This window comes from Streptomyces sp. NPDC047017 (genome assembly GCF_040644175.1).
In the GTDB taxonomy this organism is placed as follows: Bacteria; Actinomycetota; Actinomycetes; order Streptomycetales; family Streptomycetaceae; genus Streptomyces.
In genome coordinates this window covers 61,772-87,202 of record NZ_JBEYVW010000026.1, presented here as the reverse complement: position 1 = coordinate 87,202, position 25,431 = coordinate 61,772, and the positions used below count along the sequence as shown (strand labels likewise).

Sequence of the window (25,431 nt, the reverse complement as noted above, 5' to 3'; positions counted from 1 at the left end):
CCCGCCGCACCCCTCCGGGCTCAGGCCCGGTCCGCGGCCTCCGCGCCCTCCGATGCCTCCGTGTCGAAGCTGGCGAAGTACGCCGCCGCCATGTCCTCCTGGGCGTGGCCCTGCGCGGCGGCGCGGGCGAAGCGTTCGGCGCTCGCGGCGGCCACGTCGAGGCGGACGCCGTACCGGGCACCGGCCCGCACGATCAGCCGGGCGTCCTTCTCGGCGGTCGCCACCGCGAAACTCGGCGGCAGCAGCCGGTCATCGAGCAGCAGGTCCGCCTTGGCGTGCAGGTAGCCCATGTCGAGCGGGCCGCCGGAGATCAGGTCGAGGAAGCCGCGCGGGTCCACCCCGAGCCCCTTGGCCAGGGCCAGGGCCTCACCGGCCGCGGTGGTGACCGCGAGCACCCAGCTGTTGGCCACCAGCTTCAGCCGGGTCGCGCCGGCCGCCGCCCCGTCCTCGCCGGACCACACCGTGCGGGTGCCGACCGCGTCCAGGACCGGGGCCAGCACGTCCCGCCCCCGGTCCGGTCCGGCCGCCAGCACGGTGAGCTGCCCGGCCTCCGCGGGCTGCCGGGTGCCGAGCACCGGGGCGTCGTAGAAGAGCAGGCCGTGCGTCCTGGCCAGTTCCGCCAGCGAGCGCACCGAGTCAAGCCCTGCCGTGGTGGACTGCATCCACACCGCGCCCTGCCGGGCCGCGGGGGCCGCCTCGCGCATGGTCTCCAGGACCGTGTCACCGTCGTACAGCATGGTCAGGACGACGTCCGCGTCGCGCACCGCCTCCGCCGGGGTCCCGGTGACCTGCGCGCCGTCGGCGGCCAGCGGCTCGGCCTTGGCGCGGGTGCGGTTCCAGACGCGGACGGTGTGCCCGGCCCGCGCGAGGTTGCGGGCCATCGCGGCGCCCATGATCCCGGTGCCCAGGACACCCACGGTACGGGTGGTGGTGTCGCTCATGTCGGGTCCTTTCTGATCCGTTGTCGTCGATCCCTGTCCGTACTGATTCATCCCGATCTCTGCGGCGAGAATCACGTGGGTTATCACCCGGGTTCACTTTTGCGGCTTTCTGGACAGAGTTCCCTTGTTGCTCCCTCGCTGCCCGAAGAGGAGACCGCGTGACCGGCCCCGCCTCCCCGCCCGCCTCCCCGCCCGACCTGTCCTCCCGCAGCCCCGACTGGTGGCGGCAGGCCGTCGTCTACCAGGTGTACCCGCGCAGCTTCGCGGACGCCGACGGCGACGGGCTCGGCGACCTCCGGGGCGTCACCCGGCACCTGGGCCACCTGGCCTCGCTCGGTGTCGACGCCCTGTGGCTGAGCCCCTTCTACCCCTCCGAGCTGGCCGACGGCGGTTACGACGTCGCCGACCACCGGGACGTCGATCCGCGCCTGGGCACCCTGGACGACTTCGACGCGCTGACCGCCGAGGCGCACCGCCTGGGCCTCAAGGTGATCGTCGACATCGTGCCCAACCACAGCTCGCACCGGCACCGCTGGTTCCAGGAGGCGCTGCGGGCCGGTCCCGGCTCCGCCGCCCGCGCCCGGTACGTCTTCCGGGACGGCCGCGGCGAGCACGGTGAACTGCCGCCCACCGACTGGCGGTCCGTGTTCGGCGGCAGCGCCTGGACGAGGGTGCCGGACGGGCAGTGGTACCTGCACCTGTTCGCGCCCGAGCAGCCGGACTTCGACTGGCGCGGCGAGGAGGTCCGCGCCGACTTCCGCAGCACGCTGCGGTTCTGGTCCGACCGGGGCGTGGACGGCTTCCGCGTCGATGTGGCGCACGCCCTGGCCAAGGACCTCGGCGAGCCACTGCGGGACGTCGGGGACATCGGCGCCACCGGCGAGGAGGCGCTGCCACGGCTGGCGCCGGGCAGCCATCCGTACTGGGACCGGGACGAGGTGCACGAGATCTACCGCGACTGGCGGAAGATCTTCGACGCCTACTCCCCGCCGCGCACCGCCGTCGCCGAGGCCTGGGTGCCCGACGCCCGGCGCGCGCTGTACGCCCGCCCGGAGGAACTGGGCCAGGCGTTCAACTTCGAGTATCTGCAAACCGGCTGGGACGCCGACGAGCTGCGCCGGGCCGTCACCGCGTCCCTGGCCACCGCCGGGGCCGCCGGCGCCCCGGCGACCTGGGTGCTCTCCAACCACGACGTGATCCGGCACGCCACGCGGCTGATGCTGCCGCCGGGCACCGACGACAACGCCTGGCTGCTGTCCGGCGGCCGTGCCCCGGCCGTCGACCGGACGGCGGGGCTGCGCCGGGCCCGGGCGGCGACCCTGCTGATGCTGGCGCTGCCCGGTTCGGCCTACGTCTACCAGGGCGAGGAACTCGGCCTGCCCGAGGTCGCCGACCTGCCCACCGAGGTGCTCCAGGACCCGATCTGGGAGCAGACGGGCCACCTCCGCAAGGGCAGGGACGGCTGCCGGGTGCCGCTGCCGTGGACGACGACCGGGCCGTCGTACGGCTTCGGGGCGGGCGGTGCCTGGCTGCCGCAGCCGCCCTCCTTCGCCGCGTACGCCGTGCGGGCGCAGGACGGGGTGGAGGGCTCGACGCTGGAGCTGTACCGCACGGCCCTGCGGCTGCGCCGCAAGCTGCTCGCGGGCGAGTCGCTGACCTGGGCGGAGGACACCCCGGCCGGGGTGCTGGCGTTCGCCCGGTCCGAGGGCTGGCGGTGCGTCACCAACCTGTCGGACGCCGAGGTGCCGCTGCCGCCGGGGGAGGTGCTGCTGAGCAGCGCGCCGCTGACGGGGCGCCGGCTGGAGCCGGACACCACGGTCTGGCTCGCGTAGGGCCGTTCAGGTCCGTTCAGGTCCGTTCAGGGCCTGTCCCTGTCACGGAAGGCGTCGGGCCCGGCTCACCCGGTCGTCGGGCTCGGGCCGGGCTGCGGGCCGCCGCCGACGTCCAGCGGGCTCGACGTGGCGCCGGGCGGCGGGGTGAGCACGACCTGGGGCGCGCCGCCGGAGGGGGGCGGCGGGGTCAGGTCGGAGGCGGGCAGCTTCGGCGGGGCGGTCTCCTGGTAGAGCACCCGGTCGTAGTCGACCAGGCCGGTGTTCTCCATGACCGTGATGTGGTCCAGGACGGTGGCGTTGGCCTGGTCGGCCAGCGCCCGGACCAGGCTGTTCCTGGTGGTGGACCGGATCTTGGCGATGGTGTTGAAGATCTGGCCGTGGGTGACCCGCAGGATGTTCGCCATGTCGCTGTCGAACCGCTTGCCGGAGTCGGCGCCCAGCGTGCTGACGAACCCCCGCTGCTGCGGGCTGGCCGCGTCGGGCAGCGTGATGTCCAGCAGCGGCGCGATCCGGCGGCAGCTCGCGTCCAGCGCCGCGTGCCCGTCGATCAGATGCTCGCCCGCGGTGACCACCGCCTTGGTGGTGCCCTTGCGCACGGCCATGTGCCCGACCGGGTACTCCCACAGCCCGGCCGCGCGCACCTTGACCACGAAGTCCCGGTCCGCCTCGGTGAGCGGCCCCCACTGTGTCTGGGCGACGACCCGGGTGGGGGCGCCGGTGACGGTCTGGAACCCGAGCATGCCGGGGTAGGCGAGCGCGGCGAGGGTCAGGCCGAGGGCTCCGCTCACGAAGAGCGTCCCCGTCGCGTTCCGCGAGAAGCGCACCGTCGTGTCTCCTGTCCGGTCGTGGCTCGTGCCCGTGGACGGTTCGGGCACCGCTCGGTACGGACGCGACGGCCGCGGAAACCTTTGGTCCCGGTAAAATCCCAAGTCCGTCAACTGACCTTCTGATCCAGAAGGTTGACACAATGTTGACCGCCGCGTGGGAGAGACCTGGCGAAGCGCCGCCCTACATTCGGCCGCATGCCCCCACAGCCTCCCCGCGTCCCCGCCGCGCTCCCCGTCCTGCCCTACCGCAAGCCCACCAAGGGCCGGGACTACTGGGTGCTCGACGACGTCCTGCCCGACGCGGCCGCCGTACGGGAGCGGTGCCTGACCAGGGACGACTGGGTGAAGGGGTACCCGTACACCGCGCAGACCTGGCCGGGGCTGCGGACCATGCCGGGCCTGGAACCGGCCGAACTGGCCCGGGTGGAGCGGCTGGTGAAGAAGGCGACCGGGGCGAAGGACCTGTGGGTGCAGCAGGCGACCGGCGGCGGCACCCTCAACCACAACTGCGTGCAGGTGGTCGGCGAGGGCGAGAGCGAGCCGCGCCCGCACACCGACTCCCGCGCGCTGTGCCGGTACGCGGCCGTGCTCTACCTCAACCCGGACGTCCCGGGGGACTGCGGGACCAGCTTCTACCGCCAGTCGCTGCCCGGCGGCCGGCTCGGCGGCAACATCGTGCAGGCCCCGCACACCAACCTCGTCGAGGCGCTGGGCACCCGGTTCGTCGCGCCGGACGCCTTCGAGGAGGACGTCCGCGTGCCGCACAAGGCCAACCGGCTGCTCCTCTACCACGCCAATCTGGTGCACAGCGCGACCGGTTACTGCGGCAGCACCCTGGAGGACAAGCGGATGACGGCGGTCTTCTTCTGGATGGCGTGACCACCCGCTCCCGGCGCTAGGGCCTGTGGCGAAAGTGGCGCCTGCCGGGCGACGCCCGGCACGCCCTCCGGGCGACGACGCCACTTTCGCAACAGGCCCTAGGCCCCCGCGGCGGCGCCGCCCTCGGCGTTGCCCTCGACAGTGGCCAGGTACAGCTTCACGTACCGTTCCACGTCGACGTCCAGCGCCACGTCCACCAGCCGCTGTTCGCGGGCCTCGCCGTGCAGTTCTGCCTCGCCGGGGCGGGGGCGGCGGTCGACGACCGTCTGCCCGCGTGCCGGTCCCGGCGCGAGGGTCACCTCGACCGGCAGCCGGTGCGTGGTCAGTCCCGCCGGGTCGGCGACCGCGCAGACCGCGCCCGCGTCGCCGAGGCCGCCGGCCGGGTCCTCCTCGGTGGTGACCGGGTCGCGGTGGCTCAGCAGCCGCCCGGCCAGCCGGGTGCCCGGCTCGGCGCTCGCGCCCAGCCGCCGTACGTCGTCGGCCGGGACGATCACCCGTTCGAACACGTCCAGGCCGTACATGGTGATCGGCACCCCGGCGGTGAGCAGGATCGCGGCGGCCTCCGGGTCGTGCCACACGTTGAACTCGGCGACCGCCGTGGCGTTGCCGGTGGCGACCGCGCCGCCCATGAAGACGATCCGCTCGATGTTGCCGGTCACCTCGGGGTGGGTGCGCAGCAGCAGCGCGATGTTGGTCAGCGGCGCGGTGGGGATCAGGGTGACCGGGCGGGGCGAGGCCAGGATCTCCCGGCGCAGCAGCGCGACCGCGTCCACCTCGGCGGGCCGGCGGGCGGGCTCGGGCAGCCCGAGGTCGCCCATGCCGTCGTGGCCGTGCACGTGGTGCGCGGTGCGCACCGGCTCGATCAGGGGCCGCTCGGCGCCCCGCGCGACCGGGATCCCGGGGGCGCCCGCCTGCTCCAGGACGGTCAGCGTGTTCCGTACCACCTGGTCCACGTCCGTGTTCCCGGCCACGCAGGTGACCGCGCGCAGGTCAAGGCCCGGGTGGCGCACGGCGAACAGCAGGGCGAGCGCGTCGTCGACGCCGGTGTCGCAGTCGATGATCACGGGGATGGCCGCGGCGGTGGCGTCGGGGGTGACTGCGGGGATGGGTGCGGGGGTGGCGTCGGGGGTGACTGCGGGGCTGGGCTGACCGGTCACGGCGGGGCTCCCTGGGAAACGTTCCTGCGTTGCGTCGTCCGCGCTTCTCGTACTTCCGTCGTCCGCGCTCCTGGTAACTGTCGCATCTTCCCGGCCCCGGCCCTGGCCCCGGCCCCTCACCCGGACGGCCCGGCGCGGTGGTGGACGCGGCGGGCCGGTGATGCCGTGGGATGCGCAGGAGGCTCGCCCGCCGTCCCTCCCGCTGCCCGCTCCCCGCCCGTTCCACCGTCCGTCCCCTGCCCGTCCGCCGTCCGTCCCGCTGGAGGCATCCGCCCATGCCCCGTCCCCCGGCCGTCCGTGCCGCGCTGTCCGCCTCCGTGCTCTGCGGGGCCGCCCTGCTGACCGCCACCGCCTGCTCCGCCGGGCAGCCGGGCCGGCCGGCCGACGCCCCCGCGTCCGCCGCCGCGGCCACCCCTGCGGCCACCCGCCCCGCCACCCCGGCCCCCACGGCCGCCGCCGCGCTCACCGCCGCCCAGGCGCAGTCCGCGCTGCTCACCGAGGCCGACCTCGTACGTCCTGGCAGCCGTCCGAGGGCGTGGCGACCTGGCGGGACGGCATCCTCAAGGCGCGCACCGACGCGGCACCCGACTGCCGCCGCCTGCTCGACGCCCTCTACGCCGACCAGCCCCTCGGCGCGCCCACCGGCACGTACGCGGTGGCCGGCTTCGACGACGGCGACGACCAGGCGCAACTGCGCCATCAGGTGCTCTCGCTGCGCCCGGCCGACGTGGACCGCACCCTGGCCTGGCTGCGGACGCTGCCGAAGACCTGCGCCCGGTTCACCGCGACCACCCCCGGGGCCGGGAAGCAGGACGTCCAGGTCAGCGAGCTGGCGCTGCCCGCCCTCGGGGACGCCCGCCAGGGACTGCGGATCACCTTCACCGCCCCGCCCGGCACCTCGGAGGACGCCGACGACCCAGACGGAGACGGCGACGGTGACGGCCCGGACGGCGGTACGGCGCCGGCCCTCACCCTGGACGTCGCCGCGGTGCGGGTCGGCGGCGACGCGTTCGCCCTCACCGACGGCGCGCCCGGCGACCTCGCGTCCGACGCCGCCGTGGCGGCGGCCCGGCGCGGCGCGGACCGTCTGACGGCCGTCCAGCACGGGGCCCGGGTCCAGGCGTGAGCCCCGCCGTACGGACCTGACGGGGTCCCGGCGGGCCCCGGTCTCACAGCAGCGGCGGCGCCGGGGCCGGACCCAGGGTCGTCGTGCCCGGGGCCGTACGGTGGCCCAGGCCGGTGCGGTACGCGTCCAGGGCGGCCTCCACCCGGCCGGTACGGCGCAGCAGATCGCCGAGGAGACGGCACAGGTCGGCCAGGTCACCGGCGGCGCCGGCGCGTTCCAGCAGACTCAGCGCGCGCACGTAGTGCTCCTCGGCGGCCTCCGTGTCCCGGGCGTCCTCCGCGATGATGCCGAGCAGCCGGTGCGCGGCGGCGGCGTGCACGGCGCCCCGCTCGGAGGACAGGTCACCGAGGACGTCCCGCAGCAGCCCGGCGGCCTCCTCGGACTTGCCCCGCCGGTGCAGGACGTCGGCCAGTTCGACCACGACCTGGCTGGTGTAGAGCGCGGCCCGCTTGGCGGTCAGCATGCCGTGCGCGGCGCGCAGCTCCTCCTCGGCGCGGCCGAGTTCGCCGTTCTGCGCGCAGACGTAACCGCGCATCCAGTGGCAGTTGGCGAGTTCGGTGCGCAGCTGGAGCTGCCGGTACAGCTCGGCGGCCTTGGCCAGCGAGGCGTCCGCCTCGGCGAGCCGGCCCTCGGCGAGCAGCGTGCGGGCGACGGACCGGTGCATCCGGGCCACCAGCGCCGGATCGCCGGCCCGGGGCGCGAGGGCGAGCGCGAACTCGGCCGCCTGGGCCGCCCGCGCGTGGGCGCCCATGTCCATGTACGGGCCGATCACACCGGCGTACAGCAGGAGCAGGGCGTCGGGGTCGTGCAGGCCGGTCCGGTTGAGTTCGTCGAGGGTGGACTCGAAGAGGTAGACGGCGTACCGCAGTTCCCCGGCCAGGTAGTGGGAGACGGCCCGGCCGCGCAGGGCGGGGACGCGGGCGGGCAGCGGCGCGCCGGCGAGGACCTGCTCGGACCGCTCGAAGTAGGCCCGGCCGCGCTCCAGCTCGCCGGTCTCCAGGGCGCACTCACCGAGCCCGAGCAGGGCCTCGGCCCGCAGGTCCGCGAGTTCGTGCCGCTCGGCCTCCGCGAGCAGCCGGTCGTACAGCTCCGCGGCCCCCTCGGTCTCCCCGGTGGCCAGGGTCCGCTGGGCCTCGGTGAGCCGCAGCCGCAGGTCGGTGACGAGATGGGCGGGCCGTCCGGTGGCCAGTTCCTCGAAGGCGACGCCGAGCCGTTCGGCGAGGTGGCGCAGCGCCTCGTCGGAGGGGCGCACCCGGCCGGCCTCCAGCGTGGAGACGTACGCGGGCGTGTAGACCGGTTCGGCCAACTGGCGCTGGGTGAGCCCGCGTTCGTGCCGCAGCCGCTGCACCCTGCGCCCGATGGTCTCCGGGTCGTCCCGCTTCGCCATGCGCTTCATCATGCCAGGAAGCGGGCCTGCGGCGGGCGGTTCCGGCGGACGTCGGAGGCCACCGGACGTTTCCGTCCCGTCCTGTCCCAACTCCCCTCGCCCCGCTTTTCGTTCGGCCCGCCCACCCCCTAGGTTGGGAAGCACGTTAAACCCGCTTAACCCGTCACTGTCGTCTGTCGCCGCTGCGAGGTCGGTTGCCGTGCTCGGACGCCCTGTCGCGCACCCCGGACGCGTCCGCGCCCGCCATGTCCGGGGAGTGGGCGCGGCCCTCGTCGCGGTGGCCGCCCTGGTCACCGCGGCCAACGTGGGCGGCCTGGCGCGGGCCGCCGACCCCGGCCCGGACCGGCCGGCGGTGGTCCAGGACGATCGCTAGTGCCTGGCCGCCCGTCCCTGCCGGTCGGGCCGGCAGGGACGTACCTGCCGGTCGGGCCGGTCGGGCTCAGTCCGGCAGTGCCCTGCGCAGGGCCGTGTCCAGGTCGCGGGCGAGCACCGCGTCGCTCGGCGGGTCGTCACCGAACAGCTGTCCCAGCACGGTGGTGAAGGTCTGGGTGAAGGCCCCGTACAGCGGGGTGCGGGGGCGGGAGACGGCCCGTTGCAGGGCCGGGAGCAGGATCGGGCGGGCGTAGTCCGGGCGGCCGGCCGCGTCGCGCGGCATCCGGTCGGTGCTCTCGCCGGTGGGTGCCGCCGTGGGCCCCGCAGCGGCGGCCGCGGCGGCGCACTTGACGCCGTCGTCCACGTACGCCGACGTACGGGTCGCGGCGAACCCCGCGTCCAGCAGGCAGCGTTCGCTCCCGGCGCCGGTGAGGAAGGCGATCAGCTGCGCCGCCTTCCCGGCCCGCTGCGAGGACCCGGTCACCGCCAGGTCCTGGCCGCCGAGCACCGCCCGGCCGGGCAGCGGCGCCACGCCCAACTGACGTGCGGAGAACGTCTGGTGGAGCGTGCCGTAGGCGTACGGCCACTGCCGCAGGAAGGCGGTGCGGCCGTCCGCGAAGTCGCTGAGCGAGGCGGTCTCGTCGGAGGCGACGGCGTGGTCCAGGGTGTACGGCTTCTCGGTGCGCCGACGCAACTCGGCGATCCCGTCGGCCAGTTGTTGACGGCTCCCGGTGTAGCGGCCGGCCGCGTCGGTGAGCGCGAAGTCCTTCGTGGCGGACGCGAACGCCTCGACGGCGTTGACCGTACGGCCCTCGTACGCGGCGAGCTGCGTCGTCCACAGCTTCTCGTAGCCCTGGGGCGGGTGCGCGTCCAGCGTGTCGCCCAGGCCCCGCAGATCCTGCCAGGTCAGCCCGGAGCCGAGGGTGGTCTGCCGGACGCCCGCCGCGCCCAGGTAGTCCTTCCGGTAGTACAGCAGCCCCACATCGCTGTTGAACGGCACCGCGTAGACCCGGTCCTTCCAGCGGGCCGTACCGGCGACCGACGCGATCACGTCACCGTCCAGCGCCGTGTCCGGCAGCGGCCGGACGAGCCCGGCCTCGGCGAACTCCGGCACCCAGGTCACGTCCAGGTTGACCACGTCGTACTCGGCGCTGCCCGACTGGAGCGCGCCCAGCAGCTGACTGCGCTGCTCGTCGGCGGAGCCGGGCAGCTCGACGAGCCGGGCGTGGTAGCCGGTGCCCTGCTTGTCCTGCTGCCGGTTCCAGGCGTCGATGAGCTGCTGGCGGATGCCGTTCTTGCCGGTCACGTCCCGGCCGCTGGCCACCACGATCTCGCCGGGCACGTCGGCGGCCGCGGTCGGCACCGCCTTGGGCGCGCCGCCGCCGCACGCGGTGAGCGCGAGGAGCGCGGCGAGCACGGGCAGCGCGAGGAGGCGGGCGCACCGGGAGGACGGCGGGCGGGCGGGACGCCGTACCGTCACCGGCGCTGCGGTCGGGGGCCGTCCCGTCGTCGGCCGTGTCGTCGGTGGCATCAGTCCTCCCCCGTCCCCACGCGCGCGACCTCGTCGTGCAGGCCCGCGCCGAGGTCGTCGACCGCGTCCAGGCAGCGGCCGTGGCCGGCCGCGGCGATCAGGGCGTCCGGGCGGCCCTGGTCGCAGGACCCGCCGACCAGGGACACCATGTCCACCGGCACCTTCCGCCGGCCCGCCCGGTCCAGCACCTCGGCCAGGTTCTTCCCGGTCAGCTTGTCGGCGTCCTCGTCGTCGGTGATGTAGACGATGAGCTGCGGCCGTTCGTCGTCGGTGCCGCGCGCCGCGAGGTAGTCCAGCGCGGCGAGCAGCGCCGCGTGCGGATCTGCCTCGGCGTCCCGCACCCGCGCCCCGGTGTCCACCGCGTGCTCGGCGTCGGCACGGCGGTGCGGGCCGAAGCCGAGCACCGTGTCGTGGTCCTGGCCGCCGGGCCCGTCGTAGACCCCCCACACCCCGTACTCGTCCTGGCTGCCGAGGCCGCCCAGGGACTGCTTGAGGATGCCGGGCCCGCCGCTGGGCCCCGGCCAGCGCGTGCTCATCGAACCGGAGCTGTCCAGGAGGTAGAGGACCCGGCCGGGACCGTTGGCGCCGCGGTACCGGTCGAGCGTGGTGTCCATCGCGGTCCGCGCGGCGGCACCGGGCAGCGGCCCCGGCGCGGGCAGCACGCCCGCACCGGCGTGGCCGGCGTCGAGCAGCGGATGCCCGGCGGCCGACGCGGAGCGGAACCCGGCGGCGGTGAACGCGGCGAGCCCCTCCGTGCCGGTCAGCCACCGCCGGAACCGGTCCACGCAGTCGTCGCGCGCCGCCGCGTCCCGGTCCCCGTCCTCCCAGCGGACCCGCACGAACGTGGGCGTCAGCGCCGGTACGTCGGTGGGGTACTCGGCGCTGCGCGGCACCCGTGTGGTGCGCGCGCAGCCCACCCCGCCGCGCAGCAGGAACTCCGGGACCAGCACGGCCGTACGGGCGTCGGCGGCGTGGTCGCCGGGCAGCGCGCACAGCAGTTCGGCGGCCGTGGGCGCGGGCGGTCCGGTGGGCCGTACGCCCTGCTCGGCGGCGCGCGGTTCGGCGCCGCCGCCGTACAGGCCGATCGTCGCCAGCAGCGCGGAGTCGGTGACCTCCGGGTCGGCGCGCAGCACCGCGGCGCCGCCGTCCTGCTTCTTCAGGTCCCCGATCAGCCGGGACAGCGACAGCCCGGTCCGCTGCCCGGCCGGCTGCCCGGTCCCCGTCTTGGTCCCGGTGGCGGTGGCGGTCCCGGTGGCGGTGCCGGTTCCCGGGACGGCGAGCACGACCGGGGAGTACGCGAACGGCGCCGCGTCCGGCTCCAGGTCGGCGAAGGAACGGTCGGTGCGGGCGGCGGTGACCCGGGCGGCGTCCGTCGCGGAGGCCGGGACCCACACGTCCGGCTGCGGCCCGACGTCCCGCTGCGGGTTGGTGTCCTCCTCCCGGGGCTCCTGCCAGGCGTCGGTCTGCTGGCGCAGCGCGGTGACCGCGCTGCTCGCGCCCGCGCTGTAGACGGTGATGCCGCTGCGGCGGCAGCCGTGGCCGGTGGTGTTGGCGTCGGAGGTGAGGTAGGCGTCCGCGGCGGCGCGCAGGGTCGGCTCCAGGTCGGGGTCGGTCAGCACCCGCAGTTCGAGCGGCGGGGCGCAGGCGTGGCCGCCACCGGCGCCGATCACGCGGTGGCCGGCGTACCCGAGCGTGGCGAGGGCGAGCACGAGGGCGGCGCTGAGCGCGATCCGGGCCACCACGCGCAGCCTCCGGAACCACCGCACGACCCCACCGGCGAAGCCGGCGAGGACACCGAGCGCGGCGAGGAGGGCGGTCAGCGGGGGCTTGGCTCCGGGCGAGGCCCCAGGCCCAGGATCTGGCCCCGGCCCAGGATCTGGCCCCGGCCCAGGCCCAGGATCTGGTCCCGGCTCCGGATCGGGCTCGGGACCTGCCTCGGGCTCGGGACCTGCCTCGGGCTCGGGCTCGGGCGAACCGGCTCTCGCTTCCACGGCCCCCGCCGGCGCCTCGGGTGCGGGAACTGGACCGGGCGCGGGCTCATGGTCTGGGGTGCCCCTCGATCCGGGCACGGGCCGCGGACCCGGCTCGGGAGTGGGTGCGGGCGCGGGGCCCACGCCGGGTAACGGCGTGGGGCCCGCCCCCGGCTCGTCGGCCTCCCCCGCCGTCAGCAGCACGTCCACGCCCGGTTCCCCGGCGAACTGCGGCTCCCACGCGTCCTGGCTGGTGGTCCGCAGCCCGGCGGTCAGCATCCGTTCCCGCAGCGGCGCGAAGAGCGAGGGGAGCGAGGACTCCGCGTCCGTGCCGAGGAGTCGTACGAGATGGTCGGTGAACGGAGTGGGCCCGGTGCCGTCGCCGGAGTCGATGAGGCGGTTGGCCTGCACGCACATCAGCAGCTGGGTCTTGCGCCGCCGGTCGGCGGAGTCGTGCCAGACCTTGGCGGCGTTGCCCGCGTAGCAGCAGTCGAGGACGACCACGATCCGCTCGGCCCGGCTGCCCGCGAGCACGGTGAGCACCCCGGTGAACGCGTCCGCGCCCGGGAACACCGCCTGCCCGCCCGCGACGACCCGCGCGTTGCGCATCTGGAGGAACAGCTCGTTGCCCGCGCTCGGCACCGCGCCGTGCCCGGCGAAGTAGAACAGGAGCAGCCCCTCGGCCTCCTGGGCGGCGGTGCGCAGTTCCTCGCTGAACTCGTCCAGGGTCGGCGAGCGGGCGACGACGATCTCCTGCTTGGTGAACACGCCGCCGCGCGGCAGCGCCCGCTGGAGCCTGCTGAGGTTGTGCCGGACGGCGGGCAGATCGCCCGGGACGCCGTCCGCCTCGGCCGGTTGCCGGTGGTCGTACTCCGACACGCCGACCACAAGCGCCCGGTTCACCCGCCCGCGCGGGTCGAAGCGGCTCTCGGGACTCACGGGGCTATCCCTCGTCGGGGTTCACCGGATCGACGTGGGGCTCGGGCGAGTCGCCGGACTCCACCCGGCGGCGGTTCGCCAGCCAGGCCGACACCGCCCGCCGGGTCTGCTCCACCAGCTCCTTGAAGAACGCGTCGGCGCCCGCGCCGACCACGACGAGCAGGATCTCCATCCCGGCACCCATGTGCCCGGGCGGCCCGTCGCCGCGGGGCCGCTCCAGGATGCGCAGCCGCCCGCCGCTGACCAGTTCCTCCAGCGGTTTCTCCCGCTCCAGCCACGCCTTCAGCGCGGCGACATCGTTGCTGCCGCCCGCGCCCCCGTCCAACCGGACCCGGATGCCCCGGCCGACCACGCCGTCCCCCTCAGCCATAACTCACCATCCTGGCACCGCGTCAGCTCCAGGGCGAGGGGTCGTACCGACCGGAACGCCCGCACCACCCCCGAAAGCCCCGCCCCCGCGCCCCCGCCACCGGTCGTGCGCCCGCACCCCCACCAATCCCGCGCCCGCACCCCCGTCAGTCCTGCGCCCGCCCCCCGTCAGTCCTGCGTCTGCAACTGCCGCAGCTGCCGGTGCACATCGTCCAGCGCGCCCTCCCGGCGTCCTGGCACGCGGTCGCGCAACTCCGCGAGCAGCGGGCCGAGTTCGCGGGCGCGCTCGGGGTCGTCGATGCGGCCCCACTGGTGGTGCGCGCGGTCCACGGCGGCCTCGACCGAGGGGGTGTCGGCGTGCTGGCCCAGGGCCAGCCGGGTGGCCGCGACGGTGAGCCAGGCCCGGCAGCTGCGGGCCGGGTCCCCGGCGAGCATCGCCAGGTCGGCGCGGACCTCGGTCCAGTGCAGCGCGTCCTCGGCGGCCGGTCCGTGCGCCCGTACGGCGTCCTGCTCCCAGCGCGCGGCCAGCGCGTCCGCGTCGCCGTGCCGCCCGGACTCCACGCAGGCCGCGATGGCCGCGTGCGGGTCGGTCGCGGCCGGCCGCGGCGCGGCGAGCACGATGCCCGGGCCGCCGTACGCCCGTCCGGTGCCGCCCGGCCGGTCGCCCTCCTCGGCCGCCAGCCGCGCCAGCGCCTGCTCGTGCAGCTGCTCCAGCGGAGGCCGGTGCCCGCTGCGCAGGAGCGTGGCCACCGTCCTCATGTACGCGGGTGCGGCCACCGCGCGCCGCGCCGAGGGCGGTGCGATCCGCCCGTACACGGAGATGTTGCCGCCCGTGTCCAGCGGGCGCTGAGCGAGCTGCTGCCAGCTCTCCTGGTCGGCGTACAGATCGGCCACGACCGTGGTCGTGCCCTCCGGGCGCAGCCGCAGCTCGTCGCGCAGCCAGTGCCAGGGCAGGGCGGTGTAGCGCATGGTCGCCGGGGTGGTGCGGGCCAGCGCCAGATGGGGCAGGCGCTGCTTGCGGTCGAGCTGGAGCTGGCCGGTGACGTAGACGGTCAGCGGGCCGGGGGCCGCGGCGGCGGCGCGCAGCCGGGTCAGGACGGCCTGCGGCTCCAGCGGGTCGGCCAGCTCGACGACGGTCGCGGTCCGGGTGCCGGACAGCACGGCGGGTTCGACGGCGGCCAGCACCGGCAGCACGGCGGCGGCGTCCACCAGCCGCCCCTTGCCCTGGGGCGAGGCGGCGAGCAGCAGCACGGTTCCGGGCATGGTCCCCCCGCGTCGGTGATCGGTCGGTCGCGTACGGCGTCACGGTAACCGCTGCCGGTACACCGGCGGATGCCGGACCGGGAACATCTTCACCCCGTCGACTTGCCAGGGTTGCCCTGGCGGTGTGCTCTGGTAGGGCGGGGGCGAGGAGAGAGGAGTGCTCCCATGGTCCACGCGGCACCCGTGTCCGGCTCCGCCACGCGCCCCGGCGCCCGGCACCCCCGCACGCCCGACCTCTTCAGCGACCGCGCGCACACCGTCGGCCGGTGGGCGGTCCCCCTGGCCGTCGGACTGGTCTACGGCTACTGGGCCGCCTCCAACCGGCGCTCCGGCGGGCCGATCACGGCCGGGAACGTGGTGTTCGGCTTCGTGACGGTGATCGTCTTCGCGGTGCTCATGGCGGCCGCGCTGTCCCTGGCCCCGCGCCTGCGGCGCGAGCAGCACGCCTTCCTGTGGTTCCTGTTCTCCGGCGCGGCCCTCGGCTTCCTGTACGGCCAGACCGGCGCGTCGATCCTGCGGACCATCGGGCTGTCCCTGGCGTTCGGTGTGGCGGTGGGCCTGATCTGCTTCTACTGGCTCTACACGCACGAGGACGCCCGGGGCCGCCGCATCGGCTGAGGCCACCCGGCGCCTGGCGCTTGGCGCTTGGCGCTTGGCGCTTGGCGCTTGGCGCTTGGCGCTTGGCGCCTGACACCCGGCGCGGGGGACGCGTAACGGACGAGGGCCGCGGGCCCGGCGTGTGTGCCGGGCCCGCGGCCCTCTGGGCGCGTCCTCCTCCCGCCCACTCCGCGCGCCCACTTCGCGTACTCGCTCCGCGCGCTCACCCGAATGCCGTGCCCCCGCTGGCGGAGCCGCCGCCGGGGGCCTTCGCTGGGAGCGTGTCCCGACGCCTGCGAAGCGGCCTGTCGGCCGTGCTGATCACGCTCTCGTGCCTGCTCGTGCCGTTCGGCGCGCTGTCGGCCTGGGCGGCGTACGGACTCGCCGACACCGGCCGGTACGTCACCACGATGGCCCCGCTCGCCGCCGACCCGGACGTGCGCGACGCCATCGCGGACACGGTCGGGAACGGGATCGTGCACCAGATCGGCCAGGAGATGGACGCCCGCGTGGTGCGCGGGACGGTGGCCCCGTTCGTGCACGACGCGGTCCGCTCGTTCACCCAGACCGCGGCCTTCCGCACCGCGTGGGACGAGGGCAACCGGGTCGCCCACGACGCCGTCCTGAGCGCCCTGCGCGACGACCGCGAGCAGCGCGACCGGCCGGTCACCGTGGATCTCGCCCCCGTCACCGCCCAGGTCAAGGCCCGTCTCGCCCAGGACCACGTGCCGCTCGCGAGCCGCATCCCCGTCGAGCACACCGAGGTCGCCCTCCTCCCGGCCCAGGACCTGGGCCGCCTGCGGAAGGGGTTCCACGTGCTGGAAGTCGCCGGGTTCTGGCTGCCCGTGTCGGCGATCGCGTTCGCCGCCGCCGGCATCGCCCTGGCCGCCCGCCGCCGCCGCGCGCTCACCGCGACCGCCCTCGGCACCGCGCTCGGCGGCGCGCTGCTGGCCCTCGCCCTCGCGGTGGGCCGCACCCTGACCCTGTCCGACCTGCCCGCCGAGGTCTCCCAGCCGGCCGCGGGCGCCGTCTACGACGCGCTGACGGCCACCCTGCGCACCACCTCCTGGCTGCTGGTGGCGCTCGGCCTGACCGTGGCCGCGCTGACCTGGCTCGCCCGGCACCGCCCTGGCCGCGCCCAGCCGCCCCGGCCCCCCGGCCCGCGCCCCCGCCCGCGCCTGGTCCTGAGCCGCCGCGCACGAACCACCGGCACCGGCACCGGCACCGGGGCCGGGGCTGGGGCCGGAACCAGGACCGGCACCGGGACTGTGGCCCCGGCCGTGGCCCCGGCCGCCGCCACGGAACCGCCCCCACCGCCCCGGCCCCAGGACCCACCCCCGGCCCAGGAACCGACGCGGTTGCGGGCCTGAGCCGCCCCAGCCGCCCCAGCCGCCGCAGCCGCCGCACGCCCCGGTGGCGCCGCCCCGCGCCGCACACCGGCCCCGACCGCACTCCCAGCCGGCCGGCCCGCACCGCACCGGCCCTGGGCGCCCAGATCGACCACGTACTGGTCTCGGCCCAGTTCTCCGCGGCCGACGCCCGCTTCCCGCGGGTGACCGGCAGCGATCACCGCGCGCTGCTGGTGGAGATCACCCTCCATGAACGCCAGGGGACGACCGGCCTCCGGTGACCGCTAACCTTACGTGTCCGTCCTGGCCAGGGATCGACGGGAACAACTCACGCGAAGGGTTGCGCACATGGGCATTCTCACTCGCCTGCGGAACGCGTTCGGCCGGTCACGCAAGGGGCGTGCGGCCGAGGCGGAGGGGGCGGATCAGGTTCCGGCCCAGGCACCGTCGCCCGCGGCCGCGCCGCAGCCGGAACCCGAGGCACAGGTCCCGTCCCCCTCGCCCGAGCCGACCCCGGAACCCCCGGCCACGGAGCCCCCGGCCACGGAATCTCCTGCCCCGGAAACCCCGGCCGCGGCCCACGTCCCGGACCCGCGCTCCGCGCCCCGCGAGGAGCAGGAGGAACACGACCTCGTCACGGCCGCCTTCGACAACGTCACGGTCCCCAGGCCGGCCCAGCCGACGGACCCGGTGACACCCCCTGAGCCCGAGCCCGAGCCCGAGACCCCGACAGCCGAGACACCGGAGCCTGAGCCGGAACCGAAGCCGAAGCCCAAGCCGGAACCGGAGCAGGAGCCGAAGCAGGAGCCGGAGCCGGAAGCTGAGCCGGAGCCGACCGACCCCCCGCAAGCCGCCGACGCCCCGGAACCCCCACAGGCGGCACCCGCACCCGACCACGCATCCCGCACGGGTGGTGCGGGTGGGAACGAACCCCCGGCCGAAGGCGAAGCCGAGGCCGAACCCGCCCCCACCCCGCTCCCGCAGGCCCCCCGCGAAGCCGAGGCCGAACCCGCCAGACCCGCCACCCCCCTCACCCGGGTCAAGTCCCGCGCAGCGGCCCTCGCCCCCGCCTACAAGGCCGCCACCACCGCGCTCAAGAAGAGGGACCTCACCGGCACCCGCGCCAAGGTCCACCTCGTCCTCGACCGCTCCGCCTCCATGCGCGCGTACTACAAGGACGGCTCCGCCCAGGCCCTCGCCGAGCAGACCCTCGCCCTCGCCGCCCACCTCGACCCCGAGGCCACGGTCCACGTCACCTTCTTCTCCACCGAGGTGGACGGCACCGCCGACCTCACCCTCGCCGACCACGAGAACAAGATCGACGAGGTGCACGCCGGCCTCGGCCGCATGGGCCGTACGACCTACCACGCGGCGGTGGAAGCGGTCCTCGCCCACCACGAGGAGTCGGGCGGCGACCCGGCCGCCCCCGTCCTGGTGGTCTTCCAGACGGACGGCGCCCCGGACGCGAAGACCCCGGCCACCCAGTCCCTCGCGGACGCCGCGAAGAGCCACCCCGGTGTCTTCTTCTCCTTCGTCGCCTTCGGGGAGCACGACAACAAGGCGTTCGACTACCTCCGCAAGCTGAAGACCGGCAACACGTCCTTCTTCCACGCCGGCCCGGTCCCGCGCGACCTCACGGACAAGGAGCTGTACGAGGGCGTACTCGCCACCTGGCGCCCGTAACGCCCGGCAGCGCACCCGCACCACACCCCGCGCGCCCCCGGCCGCCCCTTTCCCACCCTGTAAAACGGGAAGCGGGCGGCCCACCCGTCTCGGCTACCATTTCAAGGTTCGCAAAACAACCCGACCTGGGAGCAGCCCGAGATGGCTCGACACCTCATCACCAGCGCCCTTCCGTACATCAACGGGATCAAGCACCTGGGCAACATGGTGGGGTCCATGCTCCCGGCGGACGTGTACGCGCGCTACCTGCGCCAGCGCGGCCACGACGTCCTGTACATCTGCGCCACCGACGAGCACGGCACCCCGGCGGAGCTGGCCGCCAAGGAGCGGGGCGTCCCGGTCGCCGAGTTCTGCGCGCAGGCGCACGACGCGCAGAAGGCGGTCTACGACGGCTTCGCGCTGGCCTTCGACTACTTCGGCCGCAGCTCCTCCCCGGAGAACGTCGAGATCACCCAGCACTTCGCCCGCAGGCTGCACGAGAACGGCTTCATCGAGGAGCGGGCGATCCGCCAGGTCTACTCGCCCGCCGACGGCCGCTTCCTGCCGGACCGCTACGTGGAGGGCACCTGCCCGCACTGCGGCTACGACAAGGCGCGCGGCGACCAGTGCGAGAACTGCACCCGGGTCCTGGACCCGACCGACCTGATCGACCCGCGCAGCGCCATCTCCGGCTCCACGGACCTGGAGGTCCGCGAGACCAAGCACCTGTTCCTGCTTCAGTCCAAGTTGCAGCACGAGGTCGAGGAGTGGGTGGCGCGGCACGAGGAGTCGTGGCCGCAGCTGGCGTCCTCCATCGCCCGCAAGTGGCTGACCGAGGGCCTGCACGACCGCGCCATCACCCGTGACCTGGACTGGGGCGTCCCGGTCCCGGCGGACACCTGGCCGGAGCTGGCGGCCGAGGGCAAGGTCTTCTACGTGTGGTTCGACGCCCCGATCGAGTACATCGGCGCGACGAAGGAATGGGCCGACCAGGACCCGGAGCACCGTGACTGGAAGTCCTGGTGGTACGAGGCGGACGACACCGTCCGGTACACCGAGTTCATGGCCAAGGACAACGTCCCCTTCCACACGGTGATGTTCCCGGCGACCGAACTCGGCGTGCGCGAGCCGTGGAAGAAGGTCGACTTCGTCAAGGCGTTCAACTGGCTGACGTACTACGGCGGGAAGTTCTCCACCTCGCAGAAGCGGGGTGTCTTCACCGACCAGGCGCTGGAGATCCTGCCCGCCGACTACTGGCGCTACTTCCTGATCGCCAACGCGCCCGAGTCCGACGACTCCTCCTTCACCTGGGAGCACTTCACGGCCACGGTGAACAAGGACCTGGCCGACACCCTGGGCAACTTCGTCAACCGCGTCCTGTCCTTCTCCAAGAAGCGCTTCGGCGAGGAGGTCCCGGCGGGCGGCACACCCGGCGCGGCGGAGGCGCGGCTCGGCGAGGAGATCGCCCGGCTGCTCGCGGAGTACGAGGAGCACATGGAGGCCCTCCAGTTCCGCAAGGCGGCCGCCGCGCTGCGCGCGCTGTGGTCGGCGGGCAACTCCTACCTGGAGGAGAAGGCCCCCTGGCTGGAGATCAAGACCGACAAGGACGGCGCGGCCCTGACGCTGCGCACGGCGATGAACCTGATCCACCTGTACGCGGTGGTCTCGGAGCCGTTCATCCCCAGCACGGCCGAGGCGATGCGCGCGGCGTTCTCGCTCGCCGGTGACACGGCGACCTGGGCGACCGCCGCCGAGGCCAAGGCCCTGGCCGCCGTCCCGGCCGGCACCCCCTTCACCGTCCCGCCGGTCCTCTTCGCCAAGCTCACCGAGGACGACCTCGCGGCGTACAAGGAGCGCTTCGGCGGCACCGAGGCAGCCTGACCGCCACCCCGTCCCCACCGGACACGGAAGAACACGGAAGAACACGGAAGAGGGGGGAGAGGCCCGGAACCGGGCCTCTCCCCCCTCTTCTTCTCCCTCTGCCTGCTACCTACTACCTGCTACCTGCTACTTCGGCTGCGGCTTGCGCACCGACAGGTGCAGCTCGCGCAGCCGGGACTCGTCCAGCTCCGTCGGGGCGCCCATCATCAGGTCCAGCGCGTTGCCGTTGAGCGGGAAGGCGATGGTCTCGCGGATGTTGGGCTCGTCGGCCAGCAGCATCACGATGCGGTCGACGCCGGGGGCGATGCCGCCGTGCGGCGGGGCGCCGAAGCGGAACGCGCGGAGCATGCCGGCGAACTTCTCCTCGACGGTCTCCCGGTCGTAGCCCGCGATCTCGAACGCCTTGAGCATGATCTCCGGCTCGTGGTTCCGGATCGCGCCCGAGGACAGCTCCACACCGTTGCACACGATGTCGTACTGCCAGCCGAGGATGGACAGCGGGTCCTGGGTCTCCAGGGCCTCCAGACCGCCCTGCGGCATGGAGAACGGGTTGTGCGAGAAGTCGATCGCGCCGGTCTCCTCGTCCTTCTCGTACATCGGGAAGTCGACGATCCAGCAGAAGCGGAAGACGCCGTCCTCGAACTGGCCGGCCCGCTTGGCGGCCTCGACCCGGACCGCGCCCATGATCTTGGAGACCTCGTCGAACTCGCCGGCGCCGAAGAACACCGCGTGGCCGGCGGCCAGCGAGAGGCGCTTGGTCAGCTCGGCGACGTTCTCCTCGGTGAGGAACTTGGCGATCGGGCCGGTGAGCGAGCCGTCCTCGCCGACCCGGACCCAGGCCAGGCCCTTCGCGCCCTGCTGGACGGCGTAGTCACCCAGCTGGTCGAAGAACTTGCGCGGCTGCGCGGAGACGTCCGGCACCGCCAGCGCGCGCACGTGCTTGCCGGCGAACGCCTTGAACTCCGAACCCGCGAAGACGTCCGTGAGGTCGACCAGTTCCAGCTTGGCGCGCAGGTCCGGCTTGTCGGAGCCGTACTTGAGCATCGCCTCGCGGAACGGGATGCGCGGGAAGGGCGAGGTGACGTGGCGGCCGCCGCCGAACTCCTCGAACAGCTCGGTCATGAGCTTCTCGATCGGCCCGAAGACGTCCTCCTGCTCGACGAAGCTCATCTCGACGTCGAGCTGGTAGAACTCGCCCGGCGAGCGGTCCGCGCGGGCGTCCTCGTCGCGGAAGCAGGGCGCGATCTGGAAGTAGCGGTCGAAGCCGGAGATCATCAGCAGCTGCTTGAACTGCTGCGGGGCCTGCGGCAGGGCGTAGAACCTGCCCGGGTGCAGCCGGGAGGGCACGACGAAGTCGCGGGCGCCCTCGGGCGAGGTGGCGGACAGGATCGGCGTCGCCATCTCGTTGAAGCCCAGCGCCGTCATCTTGTGCCGGATCGCGGAGATGACCGCCGTACGCAGCATGATGTTGCGGTGCATGCGCTCGCGGCGCAGGTCCAGGAAGCGGTACTCCAGGCGCCGCTCCTCGTTGACCCCGTCCTCGGCGTTGATCGTGAACGGCAGCGGGGCGGCCTCGCCCAGCACCTCGACCTCGCCGACCTCGATCTCGACCTCGCCGGTGGGCAGGTCGGTGTTCACGTTCTCGGTTCCACGTGAAACGACGCCGCCGTCGATCCGGACGACCGTCTCCTTGGAGAGCTTGTCCAGCGTCTCGTACGCGGGCGTGCCGGGACGGGCGACGAGCTGCGTGATGCCGTGGTGGTCGCGCAGATCGATGAAGAGGATGCCGCCCAGGTCGCGCCGATTGTGCAGCCAGCCACTGAGCCGGACGTCGCTGCCGACGTCAGAGGCGCGGAGCTCGCCGCAGGTGTGGGACCTGTACCGATGCATCGTCGTTCATCCAGTCTTCGCGGATCGGGGATCGCCGGGCGGGCAGGGGCCCGGACCCACCCAGCCTACCGGCCGCCCCAAGATCGGCTCTCCCCGATTCCCGGCTCCCCGGCCGCGGACCGCCCCCGCCCGGGGAGCCCGCCCGTACGCCTTCGGTGGCAGTGTTCGATCGCCTCTTCTTACAGTGGGGCAATGCGCACTGGTGAGCCCCTGCCCGCCGTGGGGGACGTCCTCGCCGCCCTGGCGACCGGCCTGTGGCACTGGGACACCTCCACCGGGCTGGTCGCGGTCGACGCCGAGGCGGCACGGCTGCTCGGGCTGCCCGCCCAGGGCGTCACCCTCACGGAGGGCCAGGTGCGCGCCCGGCTGCACCCGGTCGACTGGAACGAGATCACCGGCGTGGTGCGGCTCGCCGCCGCCGAGGGCACCCTCGCCGAGGTGCGGGTGCGGATCATGGACGAGCGGGGCCGGATCATCCGGGTGGTGCGCAGCCGCTCCCGGCCCGCCTACGACTCGGTGAAGAAGGCGTACGAGCTGATCGGCACCCTCCAGGAGGTGGCCGAGCCCACCCCGGGCTCCCCGGCCGGGCGCAGCGCGGTCACCGGCGACTGGCGGCGCTCACGGGAGGCGTTCCTGCTGGACGCCGGGCGGGCGCTGGCGGAGGCGCGGTCCACGGCGGAGGTGCTGCGGGTGGCGGCCGGCCTGTCGATGCCCGGTTTCTCACCGGACGGGCTGGCCGTCTTCGGCGTGGAGGGCGACCGGCTGACGATCATCGGCCACCACGGGCAGCGCCCCGGCGACGAGGGCCCCTTCGTCCACATGGCGCTGGGCACCGACTACCCGGCCGCCGAGGTGGTCCGCACCGGCCGGGCCGTCTACCTGTCCTCACCCGAGGAGTACCGGGCCCGCTACCCGCTCACCTGGCCGCTCGCCCAGCAGTTCCACCGCCGCTCCTGGGCGTTCCTGCCGCTGACCGCCTCCGGCCGCACCATGGGCGCCTGGATGGCGGCCTTCACCTATCCGGTCGCCTTCAACCCGGACGAGCGCTCGGTGCTGACGACGGTGGCCCGGATGCTCGCCCAGGCGCTGTCCCGGGCCGGCACCGCCGAGACCGAGCGGGAGCTGAGCGAGGGCCTGCAGCGCTCGATGATGCCCACACTGGGCCCCGAGGTGCCCGGCATGGACCTGGCCGCCCGGTACATCCCCACCGGCGGCGGCCTCCAGGTCGGCGGCGACTGGTACGACATGATCCCGCTGCCCGGCGGCACCTCCCGCAACCGGCGCCGGGCCAGGGCCGGACGGTTCGCCCTGGTCATGGGGGACGTGCAGGGCCATGACGTGCGCGCGGCGGGCCTCATGGGCCAGTTGCGCATCGCGCTGCGCGCCTACGCCTCCGAGGGGCACCGCCCGGACGCGGTCCTCTCCCGCGCCTCCCGTTTCCTGCACGGCATCACCGAGGCCGAGGGCGACCTCGCCGACCTGCGCTTCGCGACCTGCCTGTACGCCGAGGTCGATCCGCGCACCGGCGTCCTGGAGGTGGCCCGCGCCGGGCATCCGGACCCGGCGATCCGGATGGCGGACGGGACGGTGCTGCTGCGGCCGACGGCCGGCGGGCTGCCGCTCGGCATCGACCCGGACGCCGACTACCCCACCACCCGGTTCGTCCTGGAGCCCGGCGAGACCATGATGGTCTGCACGGACGGCCTGATCGAGACCGGCGGCCACGACCTGGAGTCGGGCTGGCAGCGCATCCGGGCCACCCTGGAGCGGCACGACGGGGACGCCGAGGAACTGGCCGACGCGCTGGTGCAGGCCGTGCACGGGCCCTCCTCGCACCACTTCACCGGGCCGCTCGCCGACCGCCGCGAGGACGACATCGCCGTCCTGCTGCTGAGCCGCCGCCGCGACGCCCACGGCGGCGCGGTCACCGCACGCCCGGAGGTGCGGCGCACCCTGCTGACGGTCGCGCAGGCCGAGCCCGAGCGGATCTCGGTGGCCCGCCAGCAGCTGCGCGAGCTGCTGCACGACTGGACCTGCGCCGATCAGGTGGACTCGGCGGTGCTGCTGCTTTCGGAGACGCTCACCAACGTCCTGGTGCACACCGACACCGACGCGCTGCTCCTCGCCGAGGTCAGCGGCGAGCCGGGCGAGCGGCGGATGCGGGTGGAGGTCACCGACGCCGGCGACGACCTGCCGCACAAGCGCCGGCCGGGGGAGCTGGCCTCCTCCGGGCGCGGGCTGGTGCTGATCGAGGTGCTGGCGGACGCGTGGGGCGTCGAGCCGCGCGGGGTCGGCAAGAGCATCTGGTTCGAGCTGTACGAGCCGCCCCGCGACAAGCCCTGACGGGGCCGTACGCCCTCGTACGCCCCGGTGCGGGCCGCCGTGCTCAGCGCGCGTACCGCTCGCGCAGCTCGTGCAGCACCCCGGAGGCGGCCGCCGTCAGCGGCACCGCCAGCAGCATGCCGACGATCCCCGCGGCCGACGCCCCGGCGGTGATCGCCACCAGCACGGCCGCCGGGTGCAGCTGCACGGTCCGGCTCTGGATCACCGGTTGCAGCACGTGCCCCTCCAGCACCTGCACGGCGAGCACCACGCCGAGCGTCCACAGCGCGACGGCGAACCCGCGGTCGGCGAGCGCGACCAGCACGGACACGGTGCCGGAGATGAACGCGCCCAGGTAGGGGATGTAGGCGCCGACGAAGACCAGCGCGCCGAGCCCGAGCGCGCCCGGCACGTCGAGCAGCAGCAGGCCCACGGTGATGCAGACGGCGTCGATGAGGGCGATGAGCGTGGTCCCGCGCATGAAGCCCTCGACGGCCGCGAAGGCCCGCCGGGCCATGGCCTCCACGGTGTCGGCGGTCCGGCCGGGGGCGAGCGAGCGCAGGGCGGCCAGGGCGCGGTTCGAGTCGCGCAGGAAGAAGAAGGCCAGCAGCAGCGCCAGGACGGCCATGGCCAGGTACTCGGCGACCACGCTGACCCCGCTGATGACGTTGGAGACGGCCGTCCCGCCGAACTTCGACAGCAGCTCGCGGCCGTGCGCGGCGAGGTCCGACAGGGAGGTGCCGGCCGCCCCGAAGTACCCGGCGACGGACTTGGCCGCGTTCTCCAGCGAGGAGATGATCTGCGGCCCGCTGTCGATCATCGCGAGGACCACGATGTATCCCACGCCGCCGACGACGGCCAGCACGGCGGCGCAGGTGATCCCGGCCGCGAGCGAGCGGTTCACGCCGCCGCGCACCAGCCGCCGGAACAGCGGCCGCAGCAGGGCGGAGCCCAGCAGCGCCAGCAGGACGGGGGTGACGGCCGTGCGGAACTCGACGCACAGCCGCACCACGATCCACACCACCCCGGAGACCAGCAGCGCGACGGCGCACCAGGCGGCCAGACGCCGGACGGGTTCGGGCAGCAGACGCACCCCACCAGCGCACCACGCGCCGGGCGGGCTGTCCTGTACGGACG

The 25,431-nt window shown here is 74.6% G+C and carries 19 protein-coding genes and 1 pseudogene; 10 read left to right on the top strand and 10 right to left on the bottom strand.

Going from position 1 to position 25,431, the window contains the following annotated elements; genetic code table 11:
• Positions 1-20: 20 nt before the first annotated feature.
• Positions 21-992, bottom strand: coding sequence for an NAD(P)-dependent oxidoreductase (locus ABZ858_RS33390; RefSeq protein WP_361387367.1), 972 nt, complete (start codon positions 990-992; stop codon positions 21-23).
• A gap of 107 nt (positions 993-1,099) precedes the next feature.
• Here ABZ858_RS33390 and ABZ858_RS33385 point away from each other — a divergent pair, with 107 nt between their 5' ends.
• Entirely contained in the window at positions 1,100-2,773 is a 1,674-nt protein-coding gene (locus ABZ858_RS33385; protein ID WP_361387364.1) for a glycoside hydrolase family 13 protein, read from the top strand.
• A gap of 65 nt (positions 2,774-2,838) precedes the next feature.
• Here the strand turns inward: ABZ858_RS33385 and ABZ858_RS33380 are convergent, their stop codons facing one another.
• Entirely contained in the window at positions 2,839-3,561 is a 723-nt protein-coding gene (locus ABZ858_RS33380; protein ID WP_361387361.1) for a DUF4142 domain-containing protein, read from the bottom strand.
• 234 nt (positions 3,562-3,795) lie between these two features.
• Here ABZ858_RS33380 and ABZ858_RS33375 point away from each other — a divergent pair, with 234 nt between their 5' ends.
• Positions 3,796-4,479: a DUF6445 family protein gene (locus tag ABZ858_RS33375; protein ID WP_361387358.1), complete on the top strand. Its 684-nt coding sequence runs from the start codon at positions 3,796-3,798 to the stop codon at positions 4,477-4,479.
• 98 nt (positions 4,480-4,577) lie between these two features.
• Here ABZ858_RS33375 and ABZ858_RS33370 read toward each other — a convergent pair whose 3' ends face one another.
• Entirely contained in the window at positions 4,578-5,549 is a 972-nt protein-coding gene (locus ABZ858_RS33370) for a nucleoside hydrolase (RefSeq protein WP_361387456.1), read from the bottom strand.
• Between the two features lie 622 nt (positions 5,550-6,171).
• On the opposite strand from ABZ858_RS33370, the gene ABZ858_RS33365 reads away from it, so the two are divergent.
• Positions 6,172-6,762: a hypothetical protein gene (locus ABZ858_RS33365; RefSeq protein WP_361387355.1), complete on the top strand. Its 591-nt coding sequence runs from the start codon at positions 6,172-6,174 to the stop codon at positions 6,760-6,762.
• 43 nt (positions 6,763-6,805) lie between these two features.
• On the opposite strand, the gene ABZ858_RS33360 is transcribed toward ABZ858_RS33365, so the two are convergent.
• Positions 6,806-8,149 (bottom strand): helix-turn-helix transcriptional regulator, encoded by a 1,344-nt coding sequence (locus tag ABZ858_RS33360; RefSeq protein WP_361387352.1) that lies wholly within the window; start codon positions 8,147-8,149, stop codon positions 6,806-6,808.
• Positions 8,150-8,348: 199 nt separating this feature from the next.
• Between ABZ858_RS33360 and ABZ858_RS33355 the strand changes: the two genes are divergently transcribed.
• The gene (locus ABZ858_RS33355) at positions 8,349-8,522 is read left to right on the top strand and encodes a hypothetical protein (RefSeq protein ID WP_361387349.1); all 174 of its coding nucleotides are present in this window, start codon (positions 8,349-8,351) and stop codon (positions 8,520-8,522) included.
• Between the two features lie 66 nt (positions 8,523-8,588).
• Here ABZ858_RS33355 and ABZ858_RS33350 read toward each other — a convergent pair whose 3' ends face one another.
• From ABZ858_RS33350 to ABZ858_RS33335, 4 genes are all read right to left on the bottom strand, one after another.
• Complete coding sequence (locus ABZ858_RS33350; protein ID WP_361387346.1) at positions 8,589-10,001, bottom strand: extracellular solute-binding protein; 1,413 nt, start codon at positions 9,999-10,001, stop codon at positions 8,589-8,591.
• A gap of 50 nt (positions 10,002-10,051) precedes the next feature.
• Positions 10,052-12,961, bottom strand: coding sequence for a substrate-binding domain-containing protein (locus ABZ858_RS33345; RefSeq protein ID WP_361387343.1), 2,910 nt, complete (start codon positions 12,959-12,961; stop codon positions 10,052-10,054).
• 4 nt (positions 12,962-12,965) lie between these two features.
• Entirely contained in the window at positions 12,966-13,331 is a 366-nt protein-coding gene (locus ABZ858_RS33340; RefSeq protein ID WP_361387340.1) for a hypothetical protein, read from the bottom strand.
• A 167-nt stretch (positions 13,332-13,498) separates the two neighbouring features.
• On the bottom strand, positions 13,499-14,593 hold the full coding sequence (locus ABZ858_RS33335; RefSeq protein WP_361387337.1) for a hypothetical protein: 1,095 nt from the start codon (positions 14,591-14,593) through the stop codon (positions 13,499-13,501).
• Between the two features lie 165 nt (positions 14,594-14,758).
• Here ABZ858_RS33335 and ABZ858_RS33330 point away from each other — a divergent pair, with 165 nt between their 5' ends.
• The 5 genes and pseudogenes from ABZ858_RS33330 to metG all read left to right on the top strand — a co-directional run bounded on the left by ABZ858_RS33330 (position 14,759) and on the right by metG (position 20,082).
• Positions 14,759-15,211, top strand: a complete 453-nt coding sequence (locus ABZ858_RS33330) for a hypothetical protein (RefSeq protein ID WP_361387334.1) — start codon at positions 14,759-14,761, stop codon at positions 15,209-15,211.
• A gap of 260 nt (positions 15,212-15,471) precedes the next feature.
• Positions 15,472-16,560, top strand: coding sequence for a hypothetical protein (locus ABZ858_RS33325; protein WP_361387331.1), 1,089 nt, complete (start codon positions 15,472-15,474; stop codon positions 16,558-16,560).
• A 68-nt stretch (positions 16,561-16,628) separates the two neighbouring features.
• Positions 16,629-16,820: pseudogene (locus tag ABZ858_RS33320) on the top strand (endonuclease/exonuclease/phosphatase family protein); the annotation flags it as partial.
• A 67-nt stretch (positions 16,821-16,887) separates the two neighbouring features.
• Positions 16,888-18,222 (top strand): VWA domain-containing protein, encoded by a 1,335-nt coding sequence (locus ABZ858_RS33315; protein WP_361387328.1) that lies wholly within the window; start codon positions 16,888-16,890, stop codon positions 18,220-18,222.
• Between the two features lie 141 nt (positions 18,223-18,363).
• Entirely contained in the window at positions 18,364-20,082 is a 1,719-nt protein-coding gene (gene metG / locus ABZ858_RS33310) for a methionine--tRNA ligase (RefSeq protein ID WP_361387325.1), read from the top strand.
• Between the two features lie 126 nt (positions 20,083-20,208).
• Here metG and aspS read toward each other — a convergent pair whose 3' ends face one another.
• Positions 20,209-21,972 carry an aspartate--tRNA ligase gene (aspS, locus tag ABZ858_RS33305; RefSeq protein ID WP_361387322.1) on the bottom strand — a complete coding sequence of 588 codons (1,764 nt, stop codon included), beginning with the start codon at positions 21,970-21,972 and terminating at the stop codon, positions 20,209-20,211.
• A 192-nt stretch (positions 21,973-22,164) separates the two neighbouring features.
• Between aspS and ABZ858_RS33300 the strand changes: the two genes are divergently transcribed.
• Positions 22,165-24,315, top strand: coding sequence for a SpoIIE family protein phosphatase (locus ABZ858_RS33300; RefSeq protein WP_361387319.1), 2,151 nt, complete (start codon positions 22,165-22,167; stop codon positions 24,313-24,315).
• A gap of 43 nt (positions 24,316-24,358) precedes the next feature.
• Here the strand turns inward: ABZ858_RS33300 and ABZ858_RS33295 are convergent, their stop codons facing one another.
• Positions 24,359-25,387, bottom strand: a complete 1,029-nt coding sequence (locus ABZ858_RS33295) for an AI-2E family transporter (RefSeq protein WP_361387316.1) — start codon at positions 25,385-25,387, stop codon at positions 24,359-24,361.
• Positions 25,388-25,431 lie beyond the last annotated feature (44 nt).

Excerpts from the sequence above, each read along its gene's own strand:
- ABZ858_RS33390 (WP_361387367.1), bottom strand. The coding sequence starts at position 992 with ATGAATCAGTACGGACAGGGATCGACGACAACGGATCAGAAAGGACCC.
- ABZ858_RS33375 (WP_361387358.1), top strand. The coding sequence starts at position 3,796 with ATGCCCCCACAGCCTCCCCGCGTCCCCGCCGCGCTCCCCGTCCTGCCC.
- ABZ858_RS33360 (WP_361387352.1), bottom strand. The coding sequence starts at position 8,149 with ATGGCGAAGCGGGACGACCCGGAGACCATCGGGCGCAGGGTGCAGCGG.
- ABZ858_RS33340 (WP_361387340.1), bottom strand. The coding sequence starts at position 13,331 with ATGGCTGAGGGGGACGGCGTGGTCGGCCGGGGCATCCGGGTCCGGTTG.
- ABZ858_RS33335 (WP_361387337.1), bottom strand. The coding sequence starts at position 14,593 with ATGCCCGGAACCGTGCTGCTGCTCGCCGCCTCGCCCCAGGGCAAGGGG.
- ABZ858_RS33330 (WP_361387334.1), top strand. The coding sequence starts at position 14,759 with ATGGTCCACGCGGCACCCGTGTCCGGCTCCGCCACGCGCCCCGGCGCC.
- ABZ858_RS33315 (WP_361387328.1), top strand. The coding sequence starts at position 16,888 with ATGGGCATTCTCACTCGCCTGCGGAACGCGTTCGGCCGGTCACGCAAG.
- metG (WP_361387325.1), top strand. The coding sequence starts at position 18,364 with ATGGCTCGACACCTCATCACCAGCGCCCTTCCGTACATCAACGGGATC.
- aspS (WP_361387322.1), bottom strand. The coding sequence starts at position 21,972 with ATGCATCGGTACAGGTCCCACACCTGCGGCGAGCTCCGCGCCTCTGAC.
- ABZ858_RS33300 (WP_361387319.1), top strand. The coding sequence starts at position 22,165 with ATGCGCACTGGTGAGCCCCTGCCCGCCGTGGGGGACGTCCTCGCCGCC.